This window comes from Bifidobacterium simiiventris (assembly GCF_019331715.1).
In the GTDB taxonomy this organism is placed as follows: domain Bacteria; phylum Actinomycetota; class Actinomycetes; order Actinomycetales; family Bifidobacteriaceae; genus Bifidobacterium; species Bifidobacterium simiiventris.
Window position 1 is genome coordinate 176,893 of the sequence record NZ_JAHBBG010000002.1, and the last position, 25,145, is coordinate 202,037.

18 protein-coding genes are annotated in these 25,145 nt (G+C 60.7%); 6 read left to right on the forward strand and 12 right to left on the reverse strand.

The features are described 5' to 3' along the window. The first annotated feature begins 45 nt into the window (after positions 1 to 45). Both recO and KIH76_RS03220 read left to right on the forward strand, forming a co-directional pair. Positions 46 to 786, forward strand: a complete 741-nt coding sequence (recO, locus tag KIH76_RS03215; protein WP_214373307.1) for a DNA repair protein RecO — start codon at positions 46 to 48, stop codon at positions 784 to 786. Between the two features lie 5 nt (positions 787 to 791). Continuing rightward, a complete protein-coding gene (locus KIH76_RS03220) occupies positions 792 to 1,583 on the forward strand; it encodes an isoprenyl transferase (protein WP_214373308.1) in 792 nt (263 codons plus the stop codon). A gap of 171 nt (positions 1,584 to 1,754) precedes the next feature. Here KIH76_RS03220 and KIH76_RS03225 read toward each other — a convergent pair whose 3' ends face one another. From KIH76_RS03225 to KIH76_RS03235, 3 genes are all read right to left on the reverse strand, one after another. Then, positions 1,755 to 3,329, reverse strand: a complete 1,575-nt coding sequence (locus KIH76_RS03225; protein ID WP_214373309.1) for a glycoside hydrolase family 32 protein — start codon at positions 3,327 to 3,329, stop codon at positions 1,755 to 1,757. 219 nt (positions 3,330 to 3,548) lie between these two features. Beyond that, entirely contained in the window at positions 3,549 to 4,883 is a 1,335-nt protein-coding gene (locus KIH76_RS03230; RefSeq protein WP_214373310.1) for an MFS transporter, read from the reverse strand. Positions 4,884 to 5,219: 336 nt separating this feature from the next. Continuing rightward, the gene (locus KIH76_RS03235; protein ID WP_214373311.1) at positions 5,220 to 6,287 is read right to left on the reverse strand and encodes a LacI family DNA-binding transcriptional regulator; all 1,068 of its coding nucleotides are present in this window, start codon (positions 6,285 to 6,287) and stop codon (positions 5,220 to 5,222) included. Positions 6,288 to 6,448: 161 nt separating this feature from the next. On the opposite strand from KIH76_RS03235, the gene KIH76_RS03240 reads away from it, so the two are divergent. Then, positions 6,449 to 8,950 carry an excinuclease ABC subunit UvrA gene (locus KIH76_RS03240; RefSeq protein ID WP_219069320.1) on the forward strand — a complete coding sequence of 834 codons (2,502 nt, stop codon included), beginning with the start codon at positions 6,449 to 6,451 and terminating at the stop codon, positions 8,948 to 8,950. Here KIH76_RS03240 and KIH76_RS03245 read toward each other — a convergent pair. Then, a complete protein-coding gene (locus KIH76_RS03245) occupies positions 8,919 to 10,283 on the reverse strand; it encodes a hypothetical protein (RefSeq protein WP_214373313.1) in 1,365 nt (454 codons plus the stop codon). The two genes, KIH76_RS03240 and KIH76_RS03245, sit on opposite strands and share 32 nt — an antisense overlap. Positions 10,284 to 10,446: 163 nt before the next feature. Between KIH76_RS03245 and KIH76_RS03250 the strand changes: the two genes are divergently transcribed. From KIH76_RS03250 to KIH76_RS03260, 3 genes are all read left to right on the forward strand, one after another. Continuing rightward, the gene (locus KIH76_RS03250) at positions 10,447 to 10,788 is read left to right on the forward strand and encodes a type II toxin-antitoxin system HicB family antitoxin (protein ID WP_214373314.1); all 342 of its coding nucleotides are present in this window, start codon (positions 10,447 to 10,449) and stop codon (positions 10,786 to 10,788) included. 61 nt (positions 10,789 to 10,849) lie between these two features. Further along, positions 10,850 to 12,211 (forward strand): MATE family efflux transporter, encoded by a 1,362-nt coding sequence (locus tag KIH76_RS03255; protein WP_214373315.1) that lies wholly within the window; start codon positions 10,850 to 10,852, stop codon positions 12,209 to 12,211. Positions 12,212 to 12,329: 118 nt separating this feature from the next. Then, the gene (locus tag KIH76_RS03260; RefSeq protein ID WP_214373316.1) at positions 12,330 to 12,860 is read left to right on the forward strand and encodes a PadR family transcriptional regulator; all 531 of its coding nucleotides are present in this window, start codon (positions 12,330 to 12,332) and stop codon (positions 12,858 to 12,860) included. An 86-nt stretch (positions 12,861 to 12,946) separates the two neighbouring features. Here the strand turns inward: KIH76_RS03260 and KIH76_RS03265 are convergent, their stop codons facing one another. The 8 genes from KIH76_RS03265 to KIH76_RS03300 form a co-directional block, all read right to left on the reverse strand. Continuing rightward, positions 12,947 to 14,200, reverse strand: a complete 1,254-nt coding sequence (locus KIH76_RS03265) for a MalY/PatB family protein (RefSeq protein ID WP_214373317.1) — start codon at positions 14,198 to 14,200, stop codon at positions 12,947 to 12,949. Positions 14,201 to 14,208: 8 nt separating this feature from the next. Then, entirely contained in the window at positions 14,209 to 15,081 is an 873-nt protein-coding gene (locus KIH76_RS03270) for a DUF3737 family protein (protein ID WP_219069322.1), read from the reverse strand. A gap of 139 nt (positions 15,082 to 15,220) precedes the next feature. Continuing rightward, a complete protein-coding gene (locus KIH76_RS03275; RefSeq protein ID WP_214373319.1) occupies positions 15,221 to 16,930 on the reverse strand; it encodes a DNA polymerase III subunit epsilon in 1,710 nt (569 codons plus the stop codon). Positions 16,931 to 17,239: 309 nt separating this feature from the next. Continuing rightward, on the reverse strand, positions 17,240 to 17,809 hold the full coding sequence (locus KIH76_RS03280; protein ID WP_214373320.1) for a hypothetical protein: 570 nt from the start codon (positions 17,807 to 17,809) through the stop codon (positions 17,240 to 17,242). Next, the gene (locus KIH76_RS03285; RefSeq protein ID WP_214373321.1) at positions 17,799 to 19,034 is read right to left on the reverse strand and encodes an AAA family ATPase; all 1,236 of its coding nucleotides are present in this window, start codon (positions 19,032 to 19,034) and stop codon (positions 17,799 to 17,801) included. Before KIH76_RS03285 ends, KIH76_RS03280 begins: the two co-directional genes overlap by 11 nt. An 84-nt stretch (positions 19,035 to 19,118) precedes the next feature. Beyond that, on the reverse strand, positions 19,119 to 20,396 hold the full coding sequence (locus KIH76_RS03290) for a restriction endonuclease subunit S (protein WP_338023567.1): 1,278 nt from the start codon (positions 20,394 to 20,396) through the stop codon (positions 19,119 to 19,121). A gap of 1 nt (position 20,397) precedes the next feature. Next, the gene (locus KIH76_RS03295) at positions 20,398 to 22,020 is read right to left on the reverse strand and encodes an HsdM family class I SAM-dependent methyltransferase (RefSeq protein WP_214373323.1); all 1,623 of its coding nucleotides are present in this window, start codon (positions 22,018 to 22,020) and stop codon (positions 20,398 to 20,400) included. Continuing rightward, the gene (locus KIH76_RS03300; protein ID WP_219069324.1) at positions 22,017 to 25,076 is read right to left on the reverse strand and encodes a DEAD/DEAH box helicase family protein; all 3,060 of its coding nucleotides are present in this window, start codon (positions 25,074 to 25,076) and stop codon (positions 22,017 to 22,019) included. The genes KIH76_RS03295 and KIH76_RS03300 overlap by 4 nt, the downstream gene beginning before the upstream one ends. Positions 25,077 to 25,145: the final 69 nt, after the last annotated feature.

Below are 25,145 nucleotides of genomic sequence, written 5' to 3' on the forward strand. Positions count from 1 at the left end.
TACGTTAAGCCCGACAAACACTAAGCGCAGAAAGGAGCCGCGCACATGCCGCTGTACCGCGACGAGGCCGTCGTTTTGCGCACCGCCAAACTCGGCGAGGCCGACCGCATCATCACCATGCTCACGCGTGGCCACGGCAAGATCCGCGCCGTCGCCAAAGGCGTGCGCAAGGTCAAAAACCGTTTCGGCAGCCGGCTCGAACCGTTCATGCGCGTCGACGTGCTCATCGCCACCGGCCGTTCCCTCGACGTCGTCTCCCAAGCCGACTCCATCGCCGCCTACGCCGCGCCGATCTGCGCCGACTACGACGCATACGTGGCCGCCGGCGTGATCGTCGAGACCGCCGACAAGCTTGTCTCCGCCGAACACGAGCGCACGCCCGCGCAGTACCAGCTGTTGATCGGGGCGCTGCACGCGCTCGCCAAGCGTGCGCACGCGCCGGCCATGATCGGCGACTCGTACGTGCTGCGCGCTCTCTCATTGGCCGGCTGGATGCCGCGACTGGCCAGTTGCGTGGTGTGCGGGGAGCCGGTCGGCTCGCCGGCGTATCTGTCTGTGGCGTCGGGCGGCGTGATGTGCGCGGCCGATCACACGCCGGACGCGCACCGGGTCGAACCGGCGGTGTTGCGGCAGTTCGCGGCGCTGGCGCACGGGGACTGGACAGCGCTGGATGGTGCGGGCGGTACGGCCGAATCCCCGTTGCTGCCGGCCACGCGCCGCTTGGTGGAGGAGTGGAGCGAATACTACATGGAACGGCCGATTCGTTCACTGCGCTTGCTAGATTAGCGTCTATGGCTTTTGAGAACGTCGACTACACGTCGCTTGACATTCCGGCGGCGCCTTTTTCCGATCCGTCCATCATCCCCGATTTCCCAAAGAACAAGGTGCCCCGCCATGTGGGTGTGATCATGGACGGCAACGGCCGGTGGGCCAAGCAGCGCGGCATGATCCGCACCAACGGCCATCAGGCCGCCGAGCCGGTGGTGTTCGACACGATCGCCGGCGCGATCGAGGCGGGTGTGCGCTACCTGTCGCTATACACGTTCTCGACCGAGAACTGGAAGCGCTCCCCTCAGGAAGTGCGCTTCCTCATGGGGTTCTCGCGTGAGATCATCCACCGCCGCGTCGCGCAGATGGACGAGTGGGGCGTGCGCGTACGCTGGTCCGGCCGCCGGCCGAAGCTGTGGAAGTCGGTCATCGACGAACTTGAGGTGGCGCAGGAGCGCACCAAAAACAACAAGACGATCGACGTGGTGTTCTGTATCAACTACGGCGGCCGCGCCGAGATCGCGGACGCGTGCGCGGCGATCGCCCGCGAAGTGCGCGACGGACGTATCTCCGGCGACCGCGTCACCGAGAAGATGATCGCCGACCATCTCTACCTGCCCGACGTGCCCGACTGCGATCTGGTGATCCGCACCTCGGGCGAGCAGCGCACGTCGAACTTCCTGCCGTGGCAGGCCGCCTACGCCGAGCTTGACTTCGTGCCTGAACTGTTCCCCGACTGCGGCCGCCAGGTGCTGTGGCGCTCCATCGACCATTACGTCCACCGCGACCGGCGGTTCGGCGGGGTGACCAAGTAGCGTGTGCCGGTTCCCGGGATTCGCTCCGACAATCCCGGGAACCAAGAGTCGCACAATAACGAACAAAGGCCGGAACCACATTGGCGTGATTCCGGCCTTTGACATGTTCACATGCACGAAGTCTGGTTCCCGGGATTTCTTGCGGAATATCCCGGGAACCAGACTTCGCGCTTACTCCAGTCCGATGGACTTGAGGTGATGGATCTTGAGGCTGTCGACCTTGAGCGACCCGGACTCGGCCACCAGCTTGATGGCGCGCGGACCCTCGGACGCATAGGAGTAGGAGCTCAGGACCTGATGGCCGTGGTTCACATATACCTCGACCGAGCCGCGGTCCACGAACACGCGCAGTTCCAGCTTGCCGGTCAGCTCATCCACATCGAGCGGCGCAGCGCGGTAGCCGCGGTCGCCGTGCTTCATCGCGCCGCGGTCGACCACCACGCGGCCGATCTGCTCATCAAAGCCGATCGCTGTATACGCGCCGTCCTCGGTCGCATGCACGCGCAGGCCCGCACGTTCTGCGGTCGAGGCATCCAGATCGATCGTCATCTCGATCTCCACGGCCTCGGCATTGTCCAGCAGCGTCTTGTCGCCGTCCTGCTTCAACTCAATCGCACCGAAATCGATCGTGTCTTCACGCAGACCCTCGACCTCGGCGACCGGCGCGGTGTGGATGTCACCGCAACGCGAGCCGAGCGTGATCTCGCGGGGGAGTGTCAGCTGGCCGCACCAGCCGTCGTCCTCCATCGGGATCGGCTGCACGAACGGGCTCATCCAGCCGTACATGATCTGCCGGCCGTCGCGGCCCGGAGCCTCGGTGTCGCCGGCGGCCGTGTTGAACGACTGCGGCGCGTAGTAGTTGTGGCCGCAATCCCACAGGCGGAACTCGGTCTCCGGCACGAACGCCTCGCCCGGCGTCCACGAGCCGATCTGGTAGCCGGCGGCCGACGTGCTGTGGCTGTCGAAGCCGTGCTTCTTCGCGCCCATCGCCGAATAGCCGATGACCCACTTCTCGTTGCCCTCGGCGTCGCGGATCGGGAAGAAGTCAGGGCACTCGAGCATGAACACGTCCGGGTCCGGATGCTGGAACAAGACGGTCTTGAACGTCCAGTCGACCATGTCGTCGGAGGAGTACAGCCACATCTGGCCACGCTGTTCGGCGGAGGAGACGCCGAACGTCATCCACCACTTGCCGGCGGTCTTCCAGACCTTCGGATCGCGGAAGTGCCAGTGGACCTGATCGCGCGGGCAGTCGACCACCATACCGCGCTTGGTGATGTGCGTGAGCGTGTCGTCGTCCGGCTCGGCAAGCATCTGCACCTGCCATTCGCCGCCGGTGTTGTCCACGCCGTTGGCCCAGCGGTGGCCGGTGTAGAAGAACTTGACCTTGCCGTCGTCGCCGATGACCGCGCCGCCGGAGAACACGCCGTTCTTCTCCTGCTCGAGGCTCGGGGCGAACGCGATCGGCTCGCGACGCCAGGTCACCATGTCGGCGGAGGAGACGTGGCCCCAGTGCATCGGGCCCCACTGGGTGCCGTACGGGTGCAGCTGGTAGAAGACGTGCCAGCGGCCCTGGTAGTAGCACAGGCCGTTCGGGTCGTTGATCCAGCCGCCGTTCGAGGCGATGTGGAACTTCGGGTACCAGCGGTCGTTGCGGGTGGCGGCGAGTTTGGCGACGCCGGCCTCGGCTTTGGCGAGTTCGGCGTCGTGGTCGGCGATCGGGGTGAGGATGGGGGATACGCTCATCGTTGAGTTCCTTTCTGCGGGGGTGATGTTGGGTTTGATGATGAAGGTTCGGATGGGAGCGGATCGGGTCGGAGTGGATGCCGTGCGGGCCGGATAGGGGAGCGGAACGGCTGACAGATGATGCCCGGCGCGAAAAAAGGGGAAACGCTGCCGGGCACCACGATTATGTTGGTCGCGTGGCCGCGTCGGATGACGCGGGATGCGCGAAGCTGGGGAGGATCAGGCCTTGGCCGCTTCCATCTGGCGCAGCTGCTTGTCGGTGTAGAACGGGTCGCCGCCGACATCCTGATCGTCCTTCTTGATGATGAAGAAGCCGTAGATGAGTGCTGCGAGCACGATGGCGGAGATCAGCCAGAAGGTGACGCGCGATCCCATGTCGTTGTCCGGCAGGAGGCCCTTCATGTAACCGTGGAACGCGCCCAGCGGCGTGGAGAAGATGATCTGGCCGACCTGAGAGGCGATCTGGAAGCCGACCATGTACAGCGTGGCCGACAGCTTGGTGTCGAAGTGCAGGGTGAAGTAGCGGAACGCCGGCAGGCAGAACAGCGGCACCTCGATGGAGTGGAACATCTTGACGATGGAGACGGTGATCGGATCGTGGAACACGCCGCACAGGCCGATGCGGGCGAACATGACGAACGCGCCGAGAAGCAGCGAGTTGCGTACGCCGATCTTCTTCATGATGATCGGCACGACGCCCATCATCGCGGATTCGAGGAAGACCTGGAAGCCGTTGAGCGTGCCGTAGGTGGCGTTGCCGATTTCGGCGGTCGGGAACAGGCCGGCGTAGTAGACCGGGAACATCTGCTGATCGAACACGACGTAGAAGGTGTTGGTGAACAGCATGAAGACGATGAGTACCCACAGGGTCGGCATGCCGAGCACGCCCACCATCTCCTTGAACGTCGGGCCGGACTTCTCGGCCTTCGGATCGGCGGCCTTCTTGAGCTCGTCCTTCTGCTCCGCCGGAATCCAGAACGCGTAGATGCCGAGCATGATCAGGCCGCACGCGGAACCGACCCAGAAGTTGATCATCGGGTTGATGTTGAACATGAAGCCGGCGCACAGGGCGACGATTGCATAGCCGAAGGAGCCCCAGGCGCGCGACTGGCCGTATTCGAAGTTGAACTTGCGGCTGTAGCGTTCGGTGACGGCCTCGAGCAGCGAGCAGGCGGCCATGAAGCCGGCCGACAGCACGATGGATCCGATGAGCGCGCCGGCCCAGCGGATGGAGCCGCCGGCCGCGATCATCGGGTGGTAGACGAACTGGACGAACGGTCCGACGAGCGCGGCGATGACGGAGGTGACGATCACGAGGTTGCGCTTGATGCCGAGCTGGTCCTGGATCGCGCCGTACGCGAACATGATGACCATGGTCGCAGCGGAGTTGATGGAGTAGATGGTGCCGATCTCGGCGTCGCTCAGCTGGAGCGATTCCAGCCAGATGCGGAAGAAGGACCACCACACGCCCCATGAGCAGAAGAACATGAAGATGCCGAAGGAGCTTTGCAGGTAGGAAGGATTCTTCCATGCTGCGGTCTTGCCTGCTGCCATTGCATTCCCTTTTCTCTCGCGGCCGCTGCCATGCGGCCGTCTTGTTGTTTGTGATGTTGTGCTGTGTTTGGTTATGGGGATTTCCTTCCGGGCTGCCGTGCCCTTGTATGAAATCGTGATTTGAGTATAAAATGTCAAACGATTTACGTCAAACGATTGACGATGCTTCGGCGTGTCGTGTCAATCGTTTGACGTTTGTGTAACGCTAACAATGGTTTCGAACACTGGAATTGTGATTGTGCCGGTGCCAGTGAAGCCAGTTTGCCGTGCTGCGCGGGGCGGTTCGTTCGACGGATCGGATTCGGTGGGCGGTCCGTCGTGGAATGCGGATGCGGATTAGCCGAGCGGGTGAACCCGATCGGCGCGCACGGACTCCTTCTCAATCAGCGTGCAGTGGATCTTCGCCGGAATCGGCGCATCCAGCGGCGGAATCGCAGCCGTCGTTTCAGGCTGCGCGAACCCGCTCAGATCACGTCCCGGCTCGATCAGCGACACCAGCTTCAGCGCGGCCCAGTATCCCATCTCGTAATGCGGCAGCGCCACCGTCGTCAGCTGCGGCGAGAGCGTCTCCGCCATCACGCGGTGGTTGTCCACGCCGACCACCGACACGTCGCGCCCGATCTCGAGTCCGCGCCGGGCCGCGCACTCGTACACGTACCACGCCCGGGCATCGTTGAAACAGAACACGCCGTCCGGTCGCGCCCGGTCGAACAGGTCGCTCACCGCACGCAGCGCAGGACCGTTGTTGAGCACGTTCGCAGCCAGCGACCCGTCGAACTCGCGTCCGGCATCCTCCAAGGCCTTCCGGTATCCGGTCAACCGTCGATCCTGCGCCAGCAGCGGCTCCGAACAGCCGACGTACGCGATGCGCTCGCAGCCCGCGTCGATCAGCCGTTTCGTCGCATCGTACGCGATGCGGATCTCGTCCGGCTCCACGCTCGGATACTCGCCCTTGTTGTCGGTCGCGTCCACCAGCACGAGCGGATAGTCGGTGAGCGTGTCCGGCACGTCGATGTGCCGGTTCGACATCTTCGCGTACATGAACCCGTCCACGCCGTAGCGTTTGAGCGTGGCGATCTCGTCGTTCTCGTTCGACGCGCCGTCCGTGTTCACCGTGAGCAGCATGTAGCCGAGCTGGCTGGCCGCGTCCTGCGCGCCGAGGATGATGCCGCCCGCGTATGGCGTGGTGGCGACCTCTTCGCTGATGAAGCCGAGAATGCGCGTCTTGCCGGTGCGCAGCGAACGCGCGAGCGGGTTCGAGCGGTAGCCAAGCCGCGTGGCCGTGGCGCGCACCTTCGCCGCGATCTCGGACTTCACGCGGCCCTGATCGCGGTTGTTGAGCACCAGCGACACCGTGGACACCGACACGCCCGTTTCGAGGGCAATCTCCTTCATCGTCGTCATACCGTCAAACGATACACGTAATGGGTGAAGGACGTGGCGTTTCCCCGGGTGTGTCCGGTCTCATGGTGATTCGATGTGCGGAATCCGACCGGGTGAGGCGGCTAAGGGGAGTCCCCTGCGATAATCGTCGTGAATACGGATTGGCGACGAGGGGAGAAACCGTGGCTGAGCATCACAGGCCTGACGCGATCGAAATACGCGGGGCGCGGGTGCATAACCTGAAGAGCGTCGACGTTGATGTGCCGCTCAATGAGATGGTGGGCATCGCCGGGGTGTCCGGCTCGGGCAAATCCTCGCTGGCGCTGGGCGTGCTGTATGCGGAAGGGTCGCGGCGTTACCTTGAGGCGCTGTCGACCTACACGCGGCGGCGACTGACGCAGGCTTCCCGCGCCCAGGTGGACGAGGTGCGCTACGTGCCGGCTGCGTTGGCGTTGCATCAGCGGCCCAGCGTGCCGGGAATTCGTTCGACGTTCGGCACGATGAGCGAGCTGCTCAACAGTCTGCGTCTCCTGTTTTCCCGCTGCGGCACCCACGTATGCCCGCACTGTGGTGCGCGCAATAAGCCGACGCTTGACGTGGCGGCAGGATTGCCGATCGTCTGCTTGGGATGCGGCAAACGGTTCTACGCGCCCGGTGCCGAGGACCTTGCCTTCAACTCGGGCGGAGCATGCCCGACCTGCTCTGGCACCGGCGTCGTGCGCGAGGTGAACCGCGCCGCACTCGTGCCCGACGAGTCGAAATCCATTGATGATGGCGCGGTGCTGCCGTGGGGCTCGCTCATGTGGGATCTTATGAAACAGGTGTGTGGCGCGATGGGCGTGCGCACCGACGTGCCGTTTTGGGAACTGACGCCCGAAGAGCGCGACATCGTCTTCAACGGACCGGCCGTCAAAAAGCACATCCTGTACCGATCCAAGAAGTCGGATGACTTCGCCGAGCTGGATTTTACGTACTATAACGCCGTGTACACCGTCGAGAACGCGCTCGCCAAAGCCAAGGACGAGAAGGGGCTGAAGCGGGTGGCTCGCTTCCTCGCGGAACGTCCCTGCCGCGACTGCGGCGGTACGAGACTGAGTGCCGCCGCGTGTGCGCCGCAGGTGTGCGGACTGAACCTGGCTCAGGTGACCGGCATGGCATTGGATGACATCGTGACATGGGTGCGGGGCGTGCCGGACGCAGTGCCGCCGGACATGCGCCCGATGGCGGCGAACATCTGCGAATCGTTCCTCGACGTGGCGAAACGGCTGCTGGAACTCGGTCTCGGATACCTGTCGCTCGATCGCGCCGGTTCGACCTTGTCGACCGGGGAACGCCAACGCGTGCAATTGGCGCGGGCGGTGCGCAACCGCACCACGGGCGTGCTGTATGTGCTCGACGAGCCGTCCATCGGCCTGCACCCGTCGAACGTTGACGGCCTGCTTGGCGTGATGCATGACCTCATCGCCGACGGCAACTCCGTGGTGGTGGTCGACCATGACGTGCGCGTGCTCGCCGCGGCCGACCATCTCATCGAAATGGGGCCGGTCGCCGGAACGAACGGCGGCCATGTGATCGCGCAAGGGTCGGTGGCTGCCGTCGAACGAAACCCGATCAGCCGCATCGCTCCGTTCCTGAACGAGCACGGCCAGACGCGGGTGCGTGCATCCGTCGCGCCGGAACGGGTGTTCGATCTCGGTCGCATCCACATGGAGACCGGTCAGATGCACACCGTCAAACCGTTGAGCGTGGACATTCCGCGCGGCCGGCTGATCGCGGTGACCGGTGTCTCCGGTTCCGGCAAGACCACGCTCGTGCTGGAGACGCTGATCCCGGCCCTGCGGGCCAATGCCGAAAGGGCCGCGTTACCCGAACAAGTGCGGTCCGTCTGCGCGGACGGCATCGCCAAGGTCAACCTGATCGACGCCACGCCGATCGGTGCGAATGTGCGGTCGACGGTCGCCACTTACTGCGGCGTGCACGACGAGTTGCGCCGCGCCTTTGCCCGCACCGATGAGGCCAAGTCGGCCGGATACAAGACCGGCGACTTCTCCTACAACACGGGGCGCCTGCGTTGCCCGACCTGTGACGGCACCGGTTCGATCTCCCTCGATGTGCAGTTCCTGCCCGACGTGACCATCGCATGCCCCGATTGCCGTGGCGGACGATACGCACCGGCGGCAAGCGACATCCATTGGGGCGTCGACAGGCCGATGACCCTGCCGCAGATGATGGCCATGAGCGTGGACGAGGCGCTTGCCGTGACGAAACCCCTGCGCAAGGCGCATGCCTCGCTGACCACGCTGCATGACCTTGGACTCGGGTATCTCACGCTGGGGGAGCCGACGCCATCCCTCTCCGGTGGAGAGGCGCAACGTCTGAAACTGGCCAGCGAGATGGGGCGGACTCAGTCGGATGCCGTGTTCGTGTTCGATGAGCCGACCATCGGCCTGCATCCGTTCGACGTGCGCGTGCTGTTGTCCGTCTTCGACAGTCTGGTCGCCGCGGGGGCGACTGTGGTGGTCATCGAGCATGACCTCGACATGATCGCCAATGCCGACTGGATCATCGATATGGGGCCGGGCGGCGGCGAGGCTGGGGGCCGCATCGTCGCCGTGGGTACCCCACTACAGATCCAATCGAATTCCGACAGCATCACCGGCCGATATCTTTCCGTCCATGATTGATAACCGTTCGCGGCCCAAGGACTTGCATGCGTGTGCCCGCCTCGAGATGCATTCCGGCTGGCGGCCCTGGCGCATCCACTGCTTCATGTGCGCTCTGGTCGACCAGGCGAACCCGTGCTATGGGGTACCAGTCGGCTCGTTCTATCACCTCCTCCGCGTGATCTGCCGGCAAGGTGACGAAATCGCGCACTTCGGAATCGGGGAATGCGCCGTCGTCATACGGCGGCATCGTGTATCGCGGCACAATACCGACTCGGTCCTCGCCGCGTACCGCGCGAAGCATGGCATCGGCGTGCGGTACGCTGAGCGGCCATCCGGCATCGTGCAATGCCAGCGCCACGCCAATGGCGTTTGCGCAGATCGGATACGCCGCACCATCCAGTACCAGTGTCCAGCCGAATTCATCATGTATCGGCATCAGCGTGACCCATGAAAATCCCGGCCCGGGCAGCATCTCCCACATGTGCCGGTCATCGCGTTCGTCTTCGATCCATGACAGGAACTCCTCCGGAGAATCTCGGTCGAGCATATCCGCCACCTGTCCGCACGGATTCGCATAAGCCCTATGCCAATCCTCAGGCGAGGCGGTATTCGACGGGACTGGGAACCGTGACGCCATATATGCATCCCCGCATGCCCGGTAATAATCGTTCAGGCTCAGTTCGGTCAAACGTTGCCTGGTGTCCGTCCGTACCGCCGATTGCGATGACGGGCGGACGAACAGCCGATCGAACCGTTTGAGTTCGTTCTCGCGCACGGTGGCTTGGACGTAGGCAAGGCTCTCGGGGAAAATCTCCCAGTACGTCTTGCGTGGCATCACGCCCATGCGCATGTCGAACGGAAGCTGTTCGCTCACCCATGCGTTGTATGTGCCCTGAACGCAACGACGCACGCATTCCTCCACGCCGGCGATCAGCCACGACATCAGCTGCATGGCAAATGCGGCATTGACGCCTTGCGGCGCCTCGCGCACGAACCTCACCGAGAACCGGTCGTTCACCGTCAGCAGCCGTGTATCGTCCCGTTCCTCGTATGTCAACCGGTACCACTGCATCTTGTCGGGGTAGCATTCCCGCCAATGCGCGTCAAACTGCTCGTACGAATCGAACAGGCCGTCCGCATGCAGCTGTGCATAGGTGCCGAACGCCTCGATGGAACCGCGTTCGGCCGTGACCCACAAAGCGCGGATTCCGTCTGTTGGCACGATGTTGTGCAGCAGCGCTATCAGTGTTTGAGCGCGCAGATCGATTGGAAGGATCAGATCAGGCGAATTCGAATTCCGTATGCGCATCAGGCCGTCCACTTCGGGCGCGTACAACGTTGCGGTTGCCATGGTCGCTCCTTTCTCGAAAGACACTGCGTCGTGTGTGATATCACTATTGATATCACAATGGTCGTACAAATGTTCGATTGTGGCGGTCGGCGTGTCGGTGCGGTTTCCGGCCGTTGCCGTCATGCGATATGGTGAGCGTAGCGGTGGTTCAGGGAGGTGCGCGATGGCTGACGAAAGTGATCGATACGTCTATCGTATTCATTGGTCGAACGAGGACGACGGATTCGTCGCGACGGTTGCCGAACTGCCGGATCTGCGGTTCATCGCGCAATCTTCGCTGGATGCGCTCGCCGGATTGCGGGTGTTGGCCTCCGAACGGGTGGCGGCGATGCGATCCAAGGGGCAGAACGTGCCGGAGCCGTTCGAAGACCGCCATTATTCCGGTCATATCATGGTGCGTGTGCCGCCGGAAGTCCATCGCAGGCTCACCATCGAGGCCGCCGAACAAGGCGTCTCGCTCAACCGTCTGGTGCAGTCCCGTCTGACGCAATCGACGAAAGCCTAGCCGACTGCATGGTAGAACAATGGTCGTGACCCCGTCCGGACGGCGAGTACAGTAGCCAATCGTGGTGCAGATTCATACGATCAGACGTGCGAGCGCGGACGCGAAATACCGTCAGATGACGACCCAGCCGATCCGCCCGCTCATCTTGAGACTGTGTATTCCGGCTGTGATCTCGAATCTGGTCACCACCGCGTATAACCTTACCGATACGTTCTTCATTGGCCAGCTCGGCACCGCGCAATCTGGCGCGATCGGCATCGCATTCTCCGTCATGACCGTGCTGCAGGCCATCGGATTCTTCTTTGGCAACGGCGCGGGCAACTCCATGAGCCGCGAGCTGGGCAAACAAAACAACGAACGTGCCGCCAAACTGCTCGCCATCGGCTTCACCGGTGCGGTCCTATGCGGTCTGACCGTCGCGGTCCTCGGCCTGCTGACCTTGCGGTCGCTGGTCGTCGCGCTCGGCTCGACCGCCACCATCGCGCCGTACGCCGTGCAATATCTCACGCCGATCCTCGCTGCCGCGCCTTGCGTGTGCGGGTCGTTCGCGCTCAACGGCCTGCTGCGGTATCAAGGGCAGTCCGCGTTCGGCATGACCGGCCTCGTCTCGGGCGCATTGCTCAACTTCCTGCTCGCGCCGCTGTTCATCTTCGTGCTTGATCTCGGCATTTTCGGTGCCGGGCTTGCGACCGGCATCTGCCAGACATTGAGCTTCGTGATCCTGACCACATTGAGCCGCAAATTCGGCGTGATGAAGCTGTCGCTGCGCAACTGCAAGCCCGATGTGCTGCTCGTGCGCGAGATCATCGGCGGGGGCCTGCCGTCACTGGTTCGCCAGGGCGCCGGATCGATCGCGACCACCTGCGTGAACATCGCGGCCAACCCGTTCGGCGATGCGACCATCGCCGGCATGGCCATCGTCATGCGCATCATGCTCGGCGCGAACTCGGTGATCGTCGGCTTGGGCCAAGGCTTTCAGCCGGTGTGCGGATACAACTACGGCGCCGGAAAATACGATCGCGTCAAACAGGCGTATTGGTTCTGCGTCACGCTGTCGACCGCGGTGCTCGCCGTGCTCGGCGCGCTGATCTGGGCGTTCGCACCGCAGCTGGTCGAGATCTTCCGCTCCGACCCGGCCGTGGTCGAGGTGGGCGTGTCCGCGCTGCATTTCCAATGCATCACGGTGGCGCTCAACGGCGTCAACATGATGGGCAACATGTCCACGCAGACAATGGGCAAGACCGGTATCGCCTCGTTCCTCGCCGTATGCCGCATGGGTCTGTTTCTCGCTCCGGCCGTGCTCATCCTGCCGCACTTCCTCGGCGTGCTCGGCGTGGAGGTGGCGCAGTCCGTATCCGATACGCTCTCGTTCGCGGTGACCATACCGTTCCAGCGCAGGATTCTGCGCGGATTGTCGCGATGATGCGCGCGCGTCGTGGCGTGTTGTCCGTTGCGATGACTGGCTCGGCGTATGAAGGCCGTGGTTACGCGCTGGGATGACGCGACGTTGGGATATGTCGAAACGAGATATACTGTCACGCATGAGCGTGATCGAAACGATGATTTTGGGCTTCCTGTCGGAACGTTCCATGTGCGGCTATGAGCTGCGCAAGAAAATGGAACAACTGCAGGGGTCGAGCCGTAAGTTCAGCGACGGTGCGATTTACCCGGCGACCACCCGACTCGTCGACGCCGGACTGATCGCGGAAGAGTCCGAGATGCGCGACGGTCGTCAGCGTCGCCTGTTCACGCTGCTCGACGCCGGCCGTGCCAAGCTGATCGCCGAACTGAAGAACGCGAGCGGATTCGATGTCAGTGATTTCACCCGCTGGATGGTCGTACTCACGTTCCTGTCCGTCATCCCCGACAAAGCCGACCGTGACGCCGTCCTGCGACGCCGGTACGACCTGCTCAGCCGCGGCGATGTCCACTTCTTCTACTGCGATGCTGGCAATCCGCTCTCATTCGACCAGATCACGGACCCGTACCGTCGAGGCATCATCGCCGTACACGACGCGCAGATCGCGGCCGAACTTGACTGGCTGCGCTCGATGCTTGGCATCGACGCGTGAGTTGTCGCGCGTATAGGCGAGGGGTGTCGGTTCGATGTAATGTGAACCGACACCCCTCGCTGTCTGACATTTCCTCGACTGCCGGCTTACAGCGCCCGCAGTCCCGCGAACAGCCTCGTGAACCCCTCGCGCATCCGCGCCCTCGGGCATGCGACGTTGATGCGGATGAACGAGGCGCCGTTGCCGCCGAACTGCGCGCCGGAGGAGAACATCACCTTGTGCTCGCGCTTGAGCCAATCGCACAGTTCGGTCGTGGTCGTAAACCGTGATCCATCTCCGACGAACGCCGAACAGTCCAGCCACAGCAGATACGTGGCCGGGCCGCTCACCAGCATGACATGACGGTCAGCCGCGACTGAACCGTTGTAGTCGTCGATCAGCTGCTCCACCTCACGCTTGTTGCCGGCCAGATAGCTGCGCAGCGCATCCAGCCACGCGCCTCCATGCCCGAACGCGGCAATCGCCGCATCGATGGCGAATGCGTTCGGCTCGGCCACCTCATCGGTGTTGAGCCCGCGCCACACCTTGTGCCGCAGTGTCGGATCGGGCACCATCACGGCCGCCGTATGCAGTCCGGCGATGTTGAACGCCTTCGTCGGCGCCATGCACGTCACCGAAATCGCCGCACACCGCTCGTCCACGGATGCGAACGGCACGTACGAGACGCCTGGATCGGTCAGATCGCAGTGGATCTCGTCGCTGATCACCGTGACGTGATGCTTCCAACACAGCTCGCCGATCCGCGTGAGCGTGGCGCGATCCCAGACCATGCCGGTCGGATTGTGCGGGTTGCACAGGATCATCAGCGAGGTCTGCGGATCCGCGAGCTTCGCCTCCAGATCGGTCCAATCGATCGCGTACCGTCCGGCGGCCGCATCGTAGACAAGCGACGACTGGAGCGCGTTGCGGCCGTTGTTGAGAATCGAATTGAAGAAGATGTTGTACACGGGCGTCATGATGACCACGTTCTCGGCCGGCGTCGTCAGCTTGCGCACCATGCTTGAGATCGCCGGAATCACGCCCGTCGTGAAGATCAGCGACTGCGGGTCGATCGTCAGACCATGCCGCGAACCCCACCAGTCGACGTATGCGCGGCCCCACTCGTCCGGCACGATCGAATAGCCGAACACGCCGTGCGCGACGCGCCGCTCCAGTGCGTCACGCACGGCAGGAGCGGTCGGAAAGTCCATATCCGCCACCCACATCGGCAGCGCGCCGTCGGCCTCCTCCCACTTGAGCGACCACGTGCCGGCGCGGTCCACCGGTGTGTCGAAATCGAATGTATCGTCGTTCTTGCAGTCGGCTGTCTGTCCGTTTGCGCGGCCGATCATATTGTTCATATCGCCGCTCATGCCGCATGCTTCCCGGTCAGAATCGTCGTCTTCGACGGATCGATGCGATCCGCCTCCAACGTCAGTGTGCCGATCGCATCCGCGCGAATCACGCCGCCGGTCGGATTGACGATGCTGTCGATCGTGCCATGCGCGTCCACGTCCACCGTCGAATACTCGAACGCGCGCGTCGTATTGACCAGACGGCAGTCCTTCATGACAAGGTTGTCGATATAGCACAGTCCTTGCAGGCTTTCGATCGTGCAGTTGACGAACGTGAGGTTGCGCGAGTTCCAGCCAAGATATTCGCCGGAGATGTACGAGTTCTCGACAGTCACGTTTTCCGTGTTCCAGAACGCGTCCTTGGAAATGAGCCGCGAATCGCGCACCGTGATGTCGTGCGCGCCGTCGAACGGATAGTTGCCGACCAGACGGAACCGTTCTGCGGTCACATGCTCGCAGTTCATGCCGAAATAATCGCCGCGGGCGACAACGTTGTCCAATGTCACGTTCGTGCAGTTCCAGAACGTCTCCTCGGCGTTCGTCAGATCGACATTGCGCAACGTGACGTCGCTCGCCCGGCGGAAGTTCTTCGGCGCCTCGATCGTCGAATCCTCCACCAGCATGCGGCTCGTGTACCACACGCCGGCGCGGCCCATCTCGAACCACGTCGAATTGCGCACGGTGACGTCGTTCGCATACCATAACGGGTACTTCCACTGGAACGAGCAGTTGTCCAGCGTGATGTTGCGCGCGTGCTTGAGCGGCGACTCGCCGTCCGCGAAGATCGTGTCGATATAGGTCATGTCGTGCGCGAAGAACTCCGCGCGTTCGCCGGTCAGCCGCGCCTGACGGATGATGCCGGACTGGTTCGTTGCAGGTTCGTTCATGAACGTCCTCTTTGCCTCTCGTCGTCTCGTATCGGCCGTCGTCGCCGGCGACCGCCGCTACCCGATTGTGGTAACTTCAAGTGCTCGAAGTCAACGTTCACTCGGATAGCGAACACGCCGGCGTGTGCGGGCGACGAGCCTACCGCCGCCAGGTGCGGCGACGGTAGTTGACGATGCGCTTGCCGCCGACGCCCGCCTTGCCGCCCGGACCCCACGGTCCGCGCGCCTCGGCCTTGAGCTGCGTGAGGTGATGCTTCATCGCAAGCAGCATGATGTGCGTGTCCTCGAGGCCCAGATGTCGTTCGGCGTCGTCCTCGTGCAGCGCGCCCTGGCGCTTCGCATACGCGTCCAGCGTGTTGTCTCCGTCCGGATGGCCCTCGCACGGAATCGAACCCTCGTCCCACAGGCGGCTCATCGGCAGCGTGTCGATGATCGTCACATGCCCGTTGCGGTAGGCCTCCGCGTAGCCGGCCACGTTGAGCATGAAGAAGCTGTGCTCGAACGTGGCCATATGCGCCACGAACGGCTGCGACGTGAGCCGGTGCAGCAGATCGGCCTGCGCGGCCGGGTCCTCGTCGAACAGCGGGAATTCGGCGCCGGTGCGCTGGCTGATGTCGATGCCGGTCAGCTGGATGATGAACGCGTTGCCGTGACGCGCCGCCTCGGGGGTCACGCCGAACGAGAAGCGATGCTGGTCGTACGCGTCGCCGGACTCGTAATAGTCCTTGTCGTAGCGGTAGTCGTCGGGCAGCGAGGTCGGGCGCGGCGACTTCATGTTCATATATTCGAAGCCAACGTCGATGATGTACGCGCGGTACGGTTCGGTGCCGTTCGTCTCCAGATCGATGCCCATCACGTTGTCCACGTCGCGGCCGGGCAGATACACCTCGCGCCAGTAGTCCTTCGGCGCGGCGGCCTGACGGGCGGCCACATGCTCGGCAGCCGCATGACGTGACTTCTCGTAACGCATCTCCGGCACGGCGGTCTCGTTCGTGCGCACCTGTTCGACGCTCGGCACGGCCGGATTGTCATCGTTGATGATCTGCGGCCCTTCGACCAGATCGTCCGCACTGTTCGCGTCCGAACTCGAATCGGCCGGAGCGGACTCGTCGGGGCCGGCCTCGACGGAACCGTACTGCTTCTCGTCCGCCGCGAACAGGGCCATCTGGCGTTCGTGCTTGGCCGCTTCACGCTTCTCGCGGTCGGCCTTGCGCTGTTCGGCGCGCGCGTTGACGATCTCGGCGGTGCGATCCTGCACGTCGGCCAGATCATCGTCGGTGAGCAGGCCTCCCTCGACCGCGTGCAATACCGGCACGGTGACGCGTTGACGGTCCTCGTCACTGACCGTCCACAGTCCTTCCGCGACGCCGCGATCGCGCAGCAGATCGATCTGATCGGTCAGACGGCGATCCGCGTACGCGAGCGCGCGCGGCAGCTCGTACGTCTTGATATGACGGTCGAAGTCGCGCATGAACACCATGCTCATCTTCGCGATGATCGCCTCGAGCCGGTCGCGGATCGCGAGATCGGCCTTGAGCAGGTCGTGCACGTTGCTCGCCGCGCCCGGCTCGAGATCGACCGGCTGAGCGACGCCGATGCCGTGCTCGAGATCGAGCGAACGCACCCAATCCCAGTCGATGTCGTGGTCGTCGGCGTCCTTCAACATGATGTACGCCCACTGGTCGATCGTGTCCTTGGCCTTGGTGAGCCACGTGCGGTCGACGGGCGCGGCGGCTGGCGTGTCGATCGCGGCGGTGGTTCCGGTGCCGGCGTCGGTGGCGTGCTGATCGTTGTCCTGATTGCTGTTATCTGCTTGTTCGCTACTCATACTGTCATTCATATCGTTCATATCACTCATAGTCATCATCATGGAAATATTGTTCCCCACGACTCTTATGGTAACGCTCACAGTCGATGGACTTGCGCTTGGACAGGTGATTCATTGAGTTGCTATTCTCCAGAGCTTCATCAGACATCAGCTTTTTGCTTGGTGATATGTGGACTGGGCGATGTGGTTGCCGTCGGAGACTGATTCATTTGATCGGTAATTGGAAGATGCCGGGAAGGGGAAACCGGCGACGTTTATCTCTGCTAGATGATGTGTCGCCGGTAACAGAGGATTCGAGTACTCCATTCGCCTGTCCTGGTCGTGATTGAATCACTGAAGCAGGTCGGCGATGATGAGTTCGCCTTTCTCTTTGGACACGTGTTGTCGCCGATATAGTTCCAAGCAGTCGCACAACTCATCGGCGTCATGCCAGTAGTCGCGTAGGAAGGCCTCATTTTTGATACGTGTCAGTTCCAGTTCCTTCTTACAGAATTCGCTGGGTTTCAGTTTGCTTTTGAATCGGTTGGTGTACCGGTCGAGCTGTTGTTCTTTGATGATGGCAAGCATTTCAATTTCAGGAGTCGTATAACAGCTGAAGACGGGAATAGTCTCGTTGTATGGGTATCCGAGCTTGAATCGTTCCTTACGAGAATCGAGGATACGGACAATGGCGACTTGCTTATCGTAGTCATAGCCCAGAAACGTGTCCTGAATCGTCTTCGCAGATCTGCAAATGACCGTAGGCCGTTCAGTGATGGTGTCCTTGATGACGGATGATTCGTCAACAATCAGTTTGCCGGCGGCTAGAAGGGTTTCAATGATGACGCGCTCGCATGACCCTTCGCAGACGAAGAGCACGCGAGCGCTTTGCAACATGAATTTGGACTGTTCATCGAGCATCAGCGGCTCCCGTCACCGACTTAATGTAGTTGCGCATTGCTGCTACATCTTCGGCCTTGGGTGCCGTACCCTTTACCAGATTGGAAAAGAAGATCTCGCTCTTCTTTGGTTCCACTCTCGTGACTCTGTCGGAATACTTGATGAGTTGGATGCGACGCTTCTCGTCGCGAACAGCGAAGTAGACGCCGTCCTTGCGTTCCAGATGATCAAGTAATTCTGGGTAATGCGTGGTAAACACCAATGTAGCGCCGCGAGGGTTGGTGATGGGAGATGCGAACAGATCCATGATGGTCTCCACCAGTTTCTTGTTCAGGCTGTTTTCGATCTCGTCTATCAGGAAATATCCTCCCTCCTTCAGAACCTCAACGGCGGCGTTGACGATACGACTTCCACGTATGGTGCCGGCGGACAGCATCTGTGCTGCATCGATCTGTCCCATGATACGTTCATGGTCATCGTCGACGAACTTGAGATGAACCTTACCATCTTCGTCCACGTCCAATCGTTCCACGCTCCGATCAAAGGTGCGAACGATGTCGGACGGCACGGTCGGGGTGTAGAAAGGTACGCGGAAAAAGTCGATGTAGTTCATCACCGGCGTGGAATGACCATTTTCTCCCTTGAGTCCGGAGGTAATGGAAGTGTTGGCCGGTATGTATTTTTTGGCTTCGGCGGCGAGTTCATGACTGCCTCCTATGCCACGGGTCAAGGTCTCCTCGCATCGCCCCTTGAACAGTTCGAAATCGGTCAGTTCTTTCTTGAGGACTGGCCTATTGATGTGTTTCCACATGCGTTCCTCGACGAAGTTCAGCGTATTGCCAGATTCGTAAGGTGCGCCATCACCTTGACCGGTTTTGGCTTTGGTCCTGCTGATGGTGGACTCCAGTAGGAACCACGCATCGTCGTTCGTGAAGATGATGCGTGTCTGGATGGTGCCGGAAATCAGCGCGGCGAGTGGGCCGTATACCAAGTGGTCGGCATCCAAGGGGTTGCCTCGTACGATGTCCAATGCGAAGTTCAGAGCGCGGAGTGTCGTGGTTTTGCCGGACGCGTTGAGTCCGGCTATGCCTATGACGGTCTGTGAGCTGATTCCAGCTCCGATTCCGGTGAACCGATGAACGGTCACGGATTGCGCTGATACTCGGTCGGATGCATATAAATCCATGGAGACGGAGTGATCTCGATAGAGGTCAAGTCCATCGATGGCAAATTTCAGCAGATGCATGGCTTCCCTCCCGTCTTGTAGGCTATAAACATAAAATCTGTTTATAGCCTACAAGACGGGAGGGACAGCGACACGGTTGTGCGCCTATTCGATGACGGCCTGGCCGTTCATGAGGAGGGGGAGGAGCCGGTCGCGCAGCGCGGCGAGGCGGGCGGATTCTTTTAAGCAGACTGAAATTTGCGCGGCCCCGCTCTTGCATAGTGATGCATACGCGTCGATTAACCCATTGTTTTGCGGTAGTGCAATAGGGAACGACAGAGATCCTTCGACATCGAGATGTTTGATTTTTGTGCCGCTGGCATATCCGCTGACATACCGATGATAGTCGACTCGTGACAGCATTTGGTTCAGCAGGTATCGCATGCCTTCTCTGTTTTCGACCAGTCGCACGACGTCCATGGACATTGTGACTTTGTCCTTAAAGATATTCGGCACGAGAAAGGTCTTCGCGATAACATCCGTTGATCCGGTCGAATCTATTGGAGTTTGCTGAGTGACACACATAACGAGGTCATCGGGCGAAAGAAGTTTTGTGTCTTTGACGACTCCTGTGAAGTGTTTAAGCCCGGAATGTTTGTATGTGCCATCCGTGTTAAAAGATGCCAAGTTGATGAGGGACGTGCCCTGATCGGCTAATTCATTTGCCGTATAGGATATTCCTCTATCTATGGAAACTAGCTCATTGGCTGTGATTACTTTCCATCCCTCTGGAATGTCACGGTGGAGGGCTTCGCTGTAGGTCATTGCGCCGCCGGAGAAACGGTAGGGGTTGCCGTGCTCGTCGGGGAAATCGAACTGGGTGAACCAGTAGTCGTACACCGAACGTGCCACTGATTCCAGCTCCGCAATGATCTTCGCATTCGTCTCGATCTTTTCGTCAACGGAGGAAAGCAAGCCCTCTATTCGATCTTGGGTGGCTCGATCCGGCAAAAGGATAGTCATATCCTGGAGAATGTCAGTGTTCAGGGAAGGCATGGTAGAGCCAACGCAACTTGAGAGCATCTGTTTTCTTGCGTAGGACAGCCTAAGAAAATGTGAAATATAGCGAGAGTTGACTGAACTATTGCACCTGACTCTGATGCAATCGGAACCTTGCAGCCAACCGTCTTTCTGCTTATCAATGTAGGCGTGACGATCCACTGATCCCTTCCGGCCAAAAACAATATCTCCTTCGCGAACAAGATGCTCAGAAAGTCTGCGAATCGTTGCTTTTGAAACCATTTTCAATGAGTGAGTATTGACTTCCCCATAGCCGATATCGCCAACGTTAATCATCGGTATGCCTTCGGCGACATATTCGGAGGCAGAGAACTGTGTCCCAAAAGGTCCGGTTTTTAGTTCCGCAATCTCGCCAAGCTTCACCTTACGCAAGATGCACCGCCTTCATCTGCTCCTCGATTTCGCGCTGCAGGCGCTCGCCTTCGGCCCACAGCTCGCGCAGTCTGCCCATCCGCTCGTCCATCTCCGCGTGGAACTGTTCCGGCGTGATGTCCTCGTAGTCGATCTTCACTTCGAAATACTGTCCGGCGCTGAACGAGTACCGCTTCTCCCTGATCGCGTCATACGAGGCGATCACCGAAAAATCATCCTGTTCCCGGCTGCCATTGAACGTTTCGATGATGCGTTCGATCTCCGCATCGGACAGAATGGTCCGCTGGTTCTTGCCGACCTTCTCCTTGGTTCCGAGCTTCGAGGCGTCCATGAGCAGCGCATGGTCGTACTGCTTCGACCGGTCGAGGAAGATGATCGACACGTTCGTGCCGGTGTTCGCGAAGATGTTGCTCGGCATCGACACCACGCCGCGCAGCATGCCGGAATTCACCATGTTCTGGCGAATCTCCAGCTCGATTTTGCTTTTCGCGGTCAGGAACCCGGTCGGCACCACAATCGCCGCCTTGCCGTCCGGCTTCATCGAATCGATGATGTGCTGGAGGAACATCAGGTAGATGGCCATCTTCTCCGGCTGCTTCGCCGGCACCTTCGGCACGCCTGCCCAGAAACGGCTGCCATACTTGTCGGACGCCAGCTGGTCGCGGCTCTGCGAGAAATCGGCCTTGAACGGCGGATTGCTCACCACATAGTCGAACGTCTTGATCGACTTGCCGTCCGGCTCCACATGCCGCGGCGAGACCAGCGTGTCGTCATGCACCACGTTCGCCAATGAACCGACCTGCCCGTTCAGGATCAGGTTCAGCCGCATGAACTCGTTGGCTTTCTGCGAACGGTCCTGCGTGTACGTGGTGCAGTTGCCCTCGCCGATCTGATGCGCCAGCGCCAGCACCAGCGTGCCCGAACCGGCCGCCGGATCGTACACGGTCACGTTCGTGTCTCCTGCGGGAGCGAGAATCCGGGCCATGATGTTCGCGATCGCATGCGGCGTGAAGTATTCGCCGTAGCTGCCGGAATCCTTGTTGTAATCCTTGATGAGATACTCGAACACCTGAGAGAAGAAGTCATAGCCCTGCGAGAACGCGTCGAAGAAGCTGAAATCGACCAACGAGCCGACCAGCGACCTGCAGAAGTCATTGCGCTTGTTCGCCTCGACGATGAACCGGCTCACGCCTTGGAACAGGGTAATCGACTCCGTGCCGGCCTTCACCGAATACACGTCGATGTTGTCCTGCACGATGCCCAGCAGCGCCGTATCGAACGTCTTCGCGAAATCGTCGTCCTGCAGGTTGTACAGCGAGGACACCATCCACTCCGGGCGGATGATTGCTACGGTGCCCAGCTCATACGGCAGCATGGCACGCGCACCCTCGTCAAGGCCGCGATACCGTTCCTCGATGGCGGCGACGTTCTCGCAATCCCTGAACTGGTCGAGCTTGCCCAACTCATAAAGCATGCGGTCGTTGAGATACTTGTACAGGAACGATTCGGTGATGATCTTGTATTCGCTGCTGTCGTTCGCCAAACCGTAATTCGCGCACACGGTCTTCAGCCGGTCGATCATGGCGAGCGTGTCGTTGTAGGTCTCGGTGTTCATGCGAGGCGTGTCTTCCTTTCGTCGGAGTACTCATTGTAGATCCTGTCCACGGTCGTCTTGACCTGCGACGGCGAGAACGTGACGTCGTTGTCCTTGAACGCCTTGATGATCGTCGGGCCGATGCTGTGCTTGAAGATCGCCGGCTGGTCGAGCGCCGCGGCATTCCGTTCGACCGTGGCGTCGATCGAACGCCGCAGGGACGACAGGATGCGGAACAGCGCGGCGTCGCTGGACGCCATCGGCTGATCGTCGCCCATCATCTCCTTGTGGATGCGCATGAACTTCACGTCGCCGCCATATTTGCCGGCGAGCAGGTCGTTCTTCCGGTTCAGCTCGTCCGCCTCGCGTGCGAGCTCCTCGAACTGGCCGATCAGATCGGTCATCTCATCGGTGGTGAGCTCCTGCATGTTGGCTTTGACGAGCTTCTCCCGGAGCTTGTCCAGCAGATTGACGTACGCGGGGTCCTTGGGGTCGTCGTTGCCTTGGAACGAGCCGCAGGCGGTGCGGATCGTCCTCTTCAGCTTGTCGGCCACGGTCAGCTCCTCGGTGCCCTCCTTCTCGAAGCTGAACTCCATATGGTCCAACAGGATGTTGAGCGAGCCTGTGGACAGCTGGCCGAGCTTCAGCGCCTTCTGCTCGTTGATGCGTCCGATGCGCAGATTGACCTCGTTGAGCAGCTTGCCGAACAGGGCGATGTCGAAATGCTCGTCCAGTTCGTCGTAGCCGTACAGGGTGGCCAGATTGCGCAGCTCCTTATACCGTTCGAGCGCCCTGCGAATCCGATACAGCTCGTCTTCGTCCTGGATCGCGCTGATCTCCTTGGCGAACGCGTACTCGTTGTCGGTGCTGTACTGCCACAGCGTGTCCTTGATGTCGGACAAGTCGGCCTTGATCGCCTTCGGATCGTCGAACAGGCTGGCGTACCGTGCGGCATCCTGACCGAACTCGCCGTTCAGTTCGGCCAGATAATCCTGATTGGTCTGGTCGAACTGCTTGGAGATGTCCACGAAATCGACCACGAAACCGTGGTCCATCGACTTGTACGGCCGGTTCACACGGGTGAGCGCCTGCAACAGGTTGTGTGCCTTGAGCGGGCGGCACAGGTACATTTTCTTCAATCGTGGCGCGTCGAATCCGGTGAGCAGCATGTTGAACACCACCAGAATATCGATCTCCCCACGCTTGAACCGTTTCTGGATATCGCGCTGGTCCTCCTTGGACCCCTCGTCGTAAAGCACCAGGGCGGACGAAAGATCGGGATCGTACTGCTGCAGGGCGTCGTATATGTTGCGGGCCTGCTGTGAGGTGCGGGCCACGATCATCGCGCCGATGTTGGCGCAATCCTTGCCGAGCGCGATGCGCGACTGCATGAGGTCGTTCACGATGTATTCCGCCAACGGCTCCACGAAATGCGGGTGCTCGCACACCTGATCGAGATCGGTGAGCTTGTCGATCTCCTGCAGCGTGTCCATGATCGAACGCATCCTGACGCGGAACTGGGGTTTGACATCCTCGCGTAGGAGTCGGAGCGTGTACCCGTCGGCAATGGACCGGTCGTAGAAATAGGTGTGGATGTATTCCCCGAACACCTGCTTGGTGTCCGCACCGTTCTTCTGACGGATCAACGGGGTTCCGGTCAGGGCGATGCGAACCGCGTCGCGATCCGCGTTGAACAGTGCGGCGAGAAAGCTTTTGCCCGGTTTGTATTCGCGATGCGCCTCGTCGATGAAGAACAGACGTTGCTCGTTCAGTCCGTATTCGGCCGTGATGGCCTGCGCGTCGGCACTGAACTTCTGGATGTTCACCACGGCGATCTTCACCGGGGAGATGGTGATCCCATCGCCTTGGCCGGTGTTCCAAGCCGAAGGTTTGCGCAGCAGTTTGACGAAATCGTCCCTTGAATCGACGCGTATGACCGTCGCGCCGCGCGAACGGAACTCGTCGTCGGCCTGATTTGCCAGGTCGAGACGGTCCACGATAAAGAACGTATACAATACGCGACGCTGTTCCTGGTAATAATCGCGCAGATACCGTGTCAGCAGGAACGCCAGTTCGGTTTTGCCGCTGCCCTGCGTATGCCAGATCACGCCCTGTCTGACGCCGCCGTCAAGCGTGCGACGCGCGGACTGAGAGGCGAAGAACTGCGGATAGCGCATGATGTGCTTCTCGATGACTCGTATGCCGTTGTCGTTGACGTAATCCTTGTAGCACAAGCCATATCGCAGCAGGAACATCAGCCGTTCGCGGGAGAACAGCGAGGTGATGATGCTGTTCGCCGGAGTCCGCGGGTCGACGGTTTCGTTCCATTGTGGCGAATCCAGCAGGGAGATCAGGTTGTTGTCCTTGAGGATGAGCTTCTCCTCGTCGATGCTGCGTGGCTTGAGTCGCTGCAACAATTCCCTTCCGCTGTCCTCCTCCTCGCGGAAACGGTTCATGCGTATGCCGTCGTAGGAGCTGGTCGCGTAGAAGGAGCCTTGGATCGGTTCGCGATCGCCGTCGTCGTACGGTTGATCGTTGCTGAACGCCATGATCTGCGTGATGTTCGCGAAACGGCAGAAAAACGGCTGCCTGAATCTCGTATACATGCGGTCGCGCTCGGCGAGAATGCCGTTGCGGTTGTTCAGCCGCTTGACTTCCATGAAGCACAATGGCATGCCGTTGATCAGGAATATGATGTCCGGACGGAAATTATCGTCGTCATGCGCATAGGTGAATTCGGTTACGACCGTGAAGTCGTTGTTGTCCGGTGTCGTGAAATCGATGAGTCTGTATCCGTCCAGGCCATGCTGCAGGTTGCTGAAGAACGCGCGGCCGAGATCGTCGCTGTCCAACGTGACCGCGCTCTTGCGGATCAGGAACCTGACCTGATCGTCATCGATATCCATATCGGGATTGATACGGCGAAGCGCTTGCCCGAACAGGTCGTAGAAGATATTGGTGTCCGGATCGTAATCGGTACCGGGTTTGTCGTTCCTGATGGAACGATATCGCCAGCCGAGTCTTGTGGCGTGTACCAGAGCGGGGACCTTCACGTACTTGTCTTCTGGACCGTGCATCGTGCTTCCTGTCAACGTTGAACGTGTGTGCATTCCTATGATAAATGGCAACGTGGCATCATGCCTTCA

What these genes read in the sequence shown, in the direction of transcription:
- recO (WP_214373307.1), top strand. Translation starts at nt 46, where the DNA reads ATGCCGCTGTACCGCGACGAGGCCGTCGTTTTGCGCACCGCCAAACTC.
- KIH76_RS03220 (WP_214373308.1), top strand. Translation starts at nt 792, where the DNA reads ATGGCTTTTGAGAACGTCGACTACACGTCGCTTGACATTCCGGCGGCG.
- KIH76_RS03225 (WP_214373309.1), bottom strand. Translation starts at nt 3,329, where the DNA reads ATGAGCGTATCCCCCATCCTCACCCCGATCGCCGACCACGACGCCGAA.
- KIH76_RS03230 (WP_214373310.1), bottom strand. Translation starts at nt 4,883, where the DNA reads ATGGCAGCAGGCAAGACCGCAGCATGGAAGAATCCTTCCTACCTGCAA.
- KIH76_RS03235 (WP_214373311.1), bottom strand. Translation starts at nt 6,287, where the DNA reads ATGACGACGATGAAGGAGATTGCCCTCGAAACGGGCGTGTCGGTGTCC.
- KIH76_RS03245 (WP_214373313.1), bottom strand. Translation starts at nt 10,283, where the DNA reads ATGGCAACCGCAACGTTGTACGCGCCCGAAGTGGACGGCCTGATGCGC.
- KIH76_RS03250 (WP_214373314.1), top strand. Translation starts at nt 10,447, where the DNA reads ATGGCTGACGAAAGTGATCGATACGTCTATCGTATTCATTGGTCGAAC.
- KIH76_RS03260 (WP_214373316.1), top strand. Translation starts at nt 12,330, where the DNA reads ATGAGCGTGATCGAAACGATGATTTTGGGCTTCCTGTCGGAACGTTCC.
- KIH76_RS03265 (WP_214373317.1), bottom strand. Translation starts at nt 14,200, where the DNA reads ATGAACAATATGATCGGCCGCGCAAACGGACAGACAGCCGACTGCAAG.
- KIH76_RS03270 (WP_219069322.1), bottom strand. Translation starts at nt 15,081, where the DNA reads ATGAACGAACCTGCAACGAACCAGTCCGGCATCATCCGTCAGGCGCGG.
- KIH76_RS03275 (WP_214373319.1), bottom strand. Translation starts at nt 16,930, where the DNA reads ATGAACGATATGAATGACAGTATGAGTAGCGAACAAGCAGATAACAGC.
- KIH76_RS03280 (WP_214373320.1), bottom strand. Translation starts at nt 17,809, where the DNA reads ATGCTCGATGAACAGTCCAAATTCATGTTGCAAAGCGCTCGCGTGCTC.
- KIH76_RS03285 (WP_214373321.1), bottom strand. Translation starts at nt 19,034, where the DNA reads ATGCATCTGCTGAAATTTGCCATCGATGGACTTGACCTCTATCGAGAT.
- KIH76_RS03295 (WP_214373323.1), bottom strand. Translation starts at nt 22,020, where the DNA reads ATGAACACCGAGACCTACAACGACACGCTCGCCATGATCGACCGGCTG.
- KIH76_RS03300 (WP_219069324.1), bottom strand. Translation starts at nt 25,076, where the DNA reads ATGCACGGTCCAGAAGACAAGTACGTGAAGGTCCCCGCTCTGGTACAC.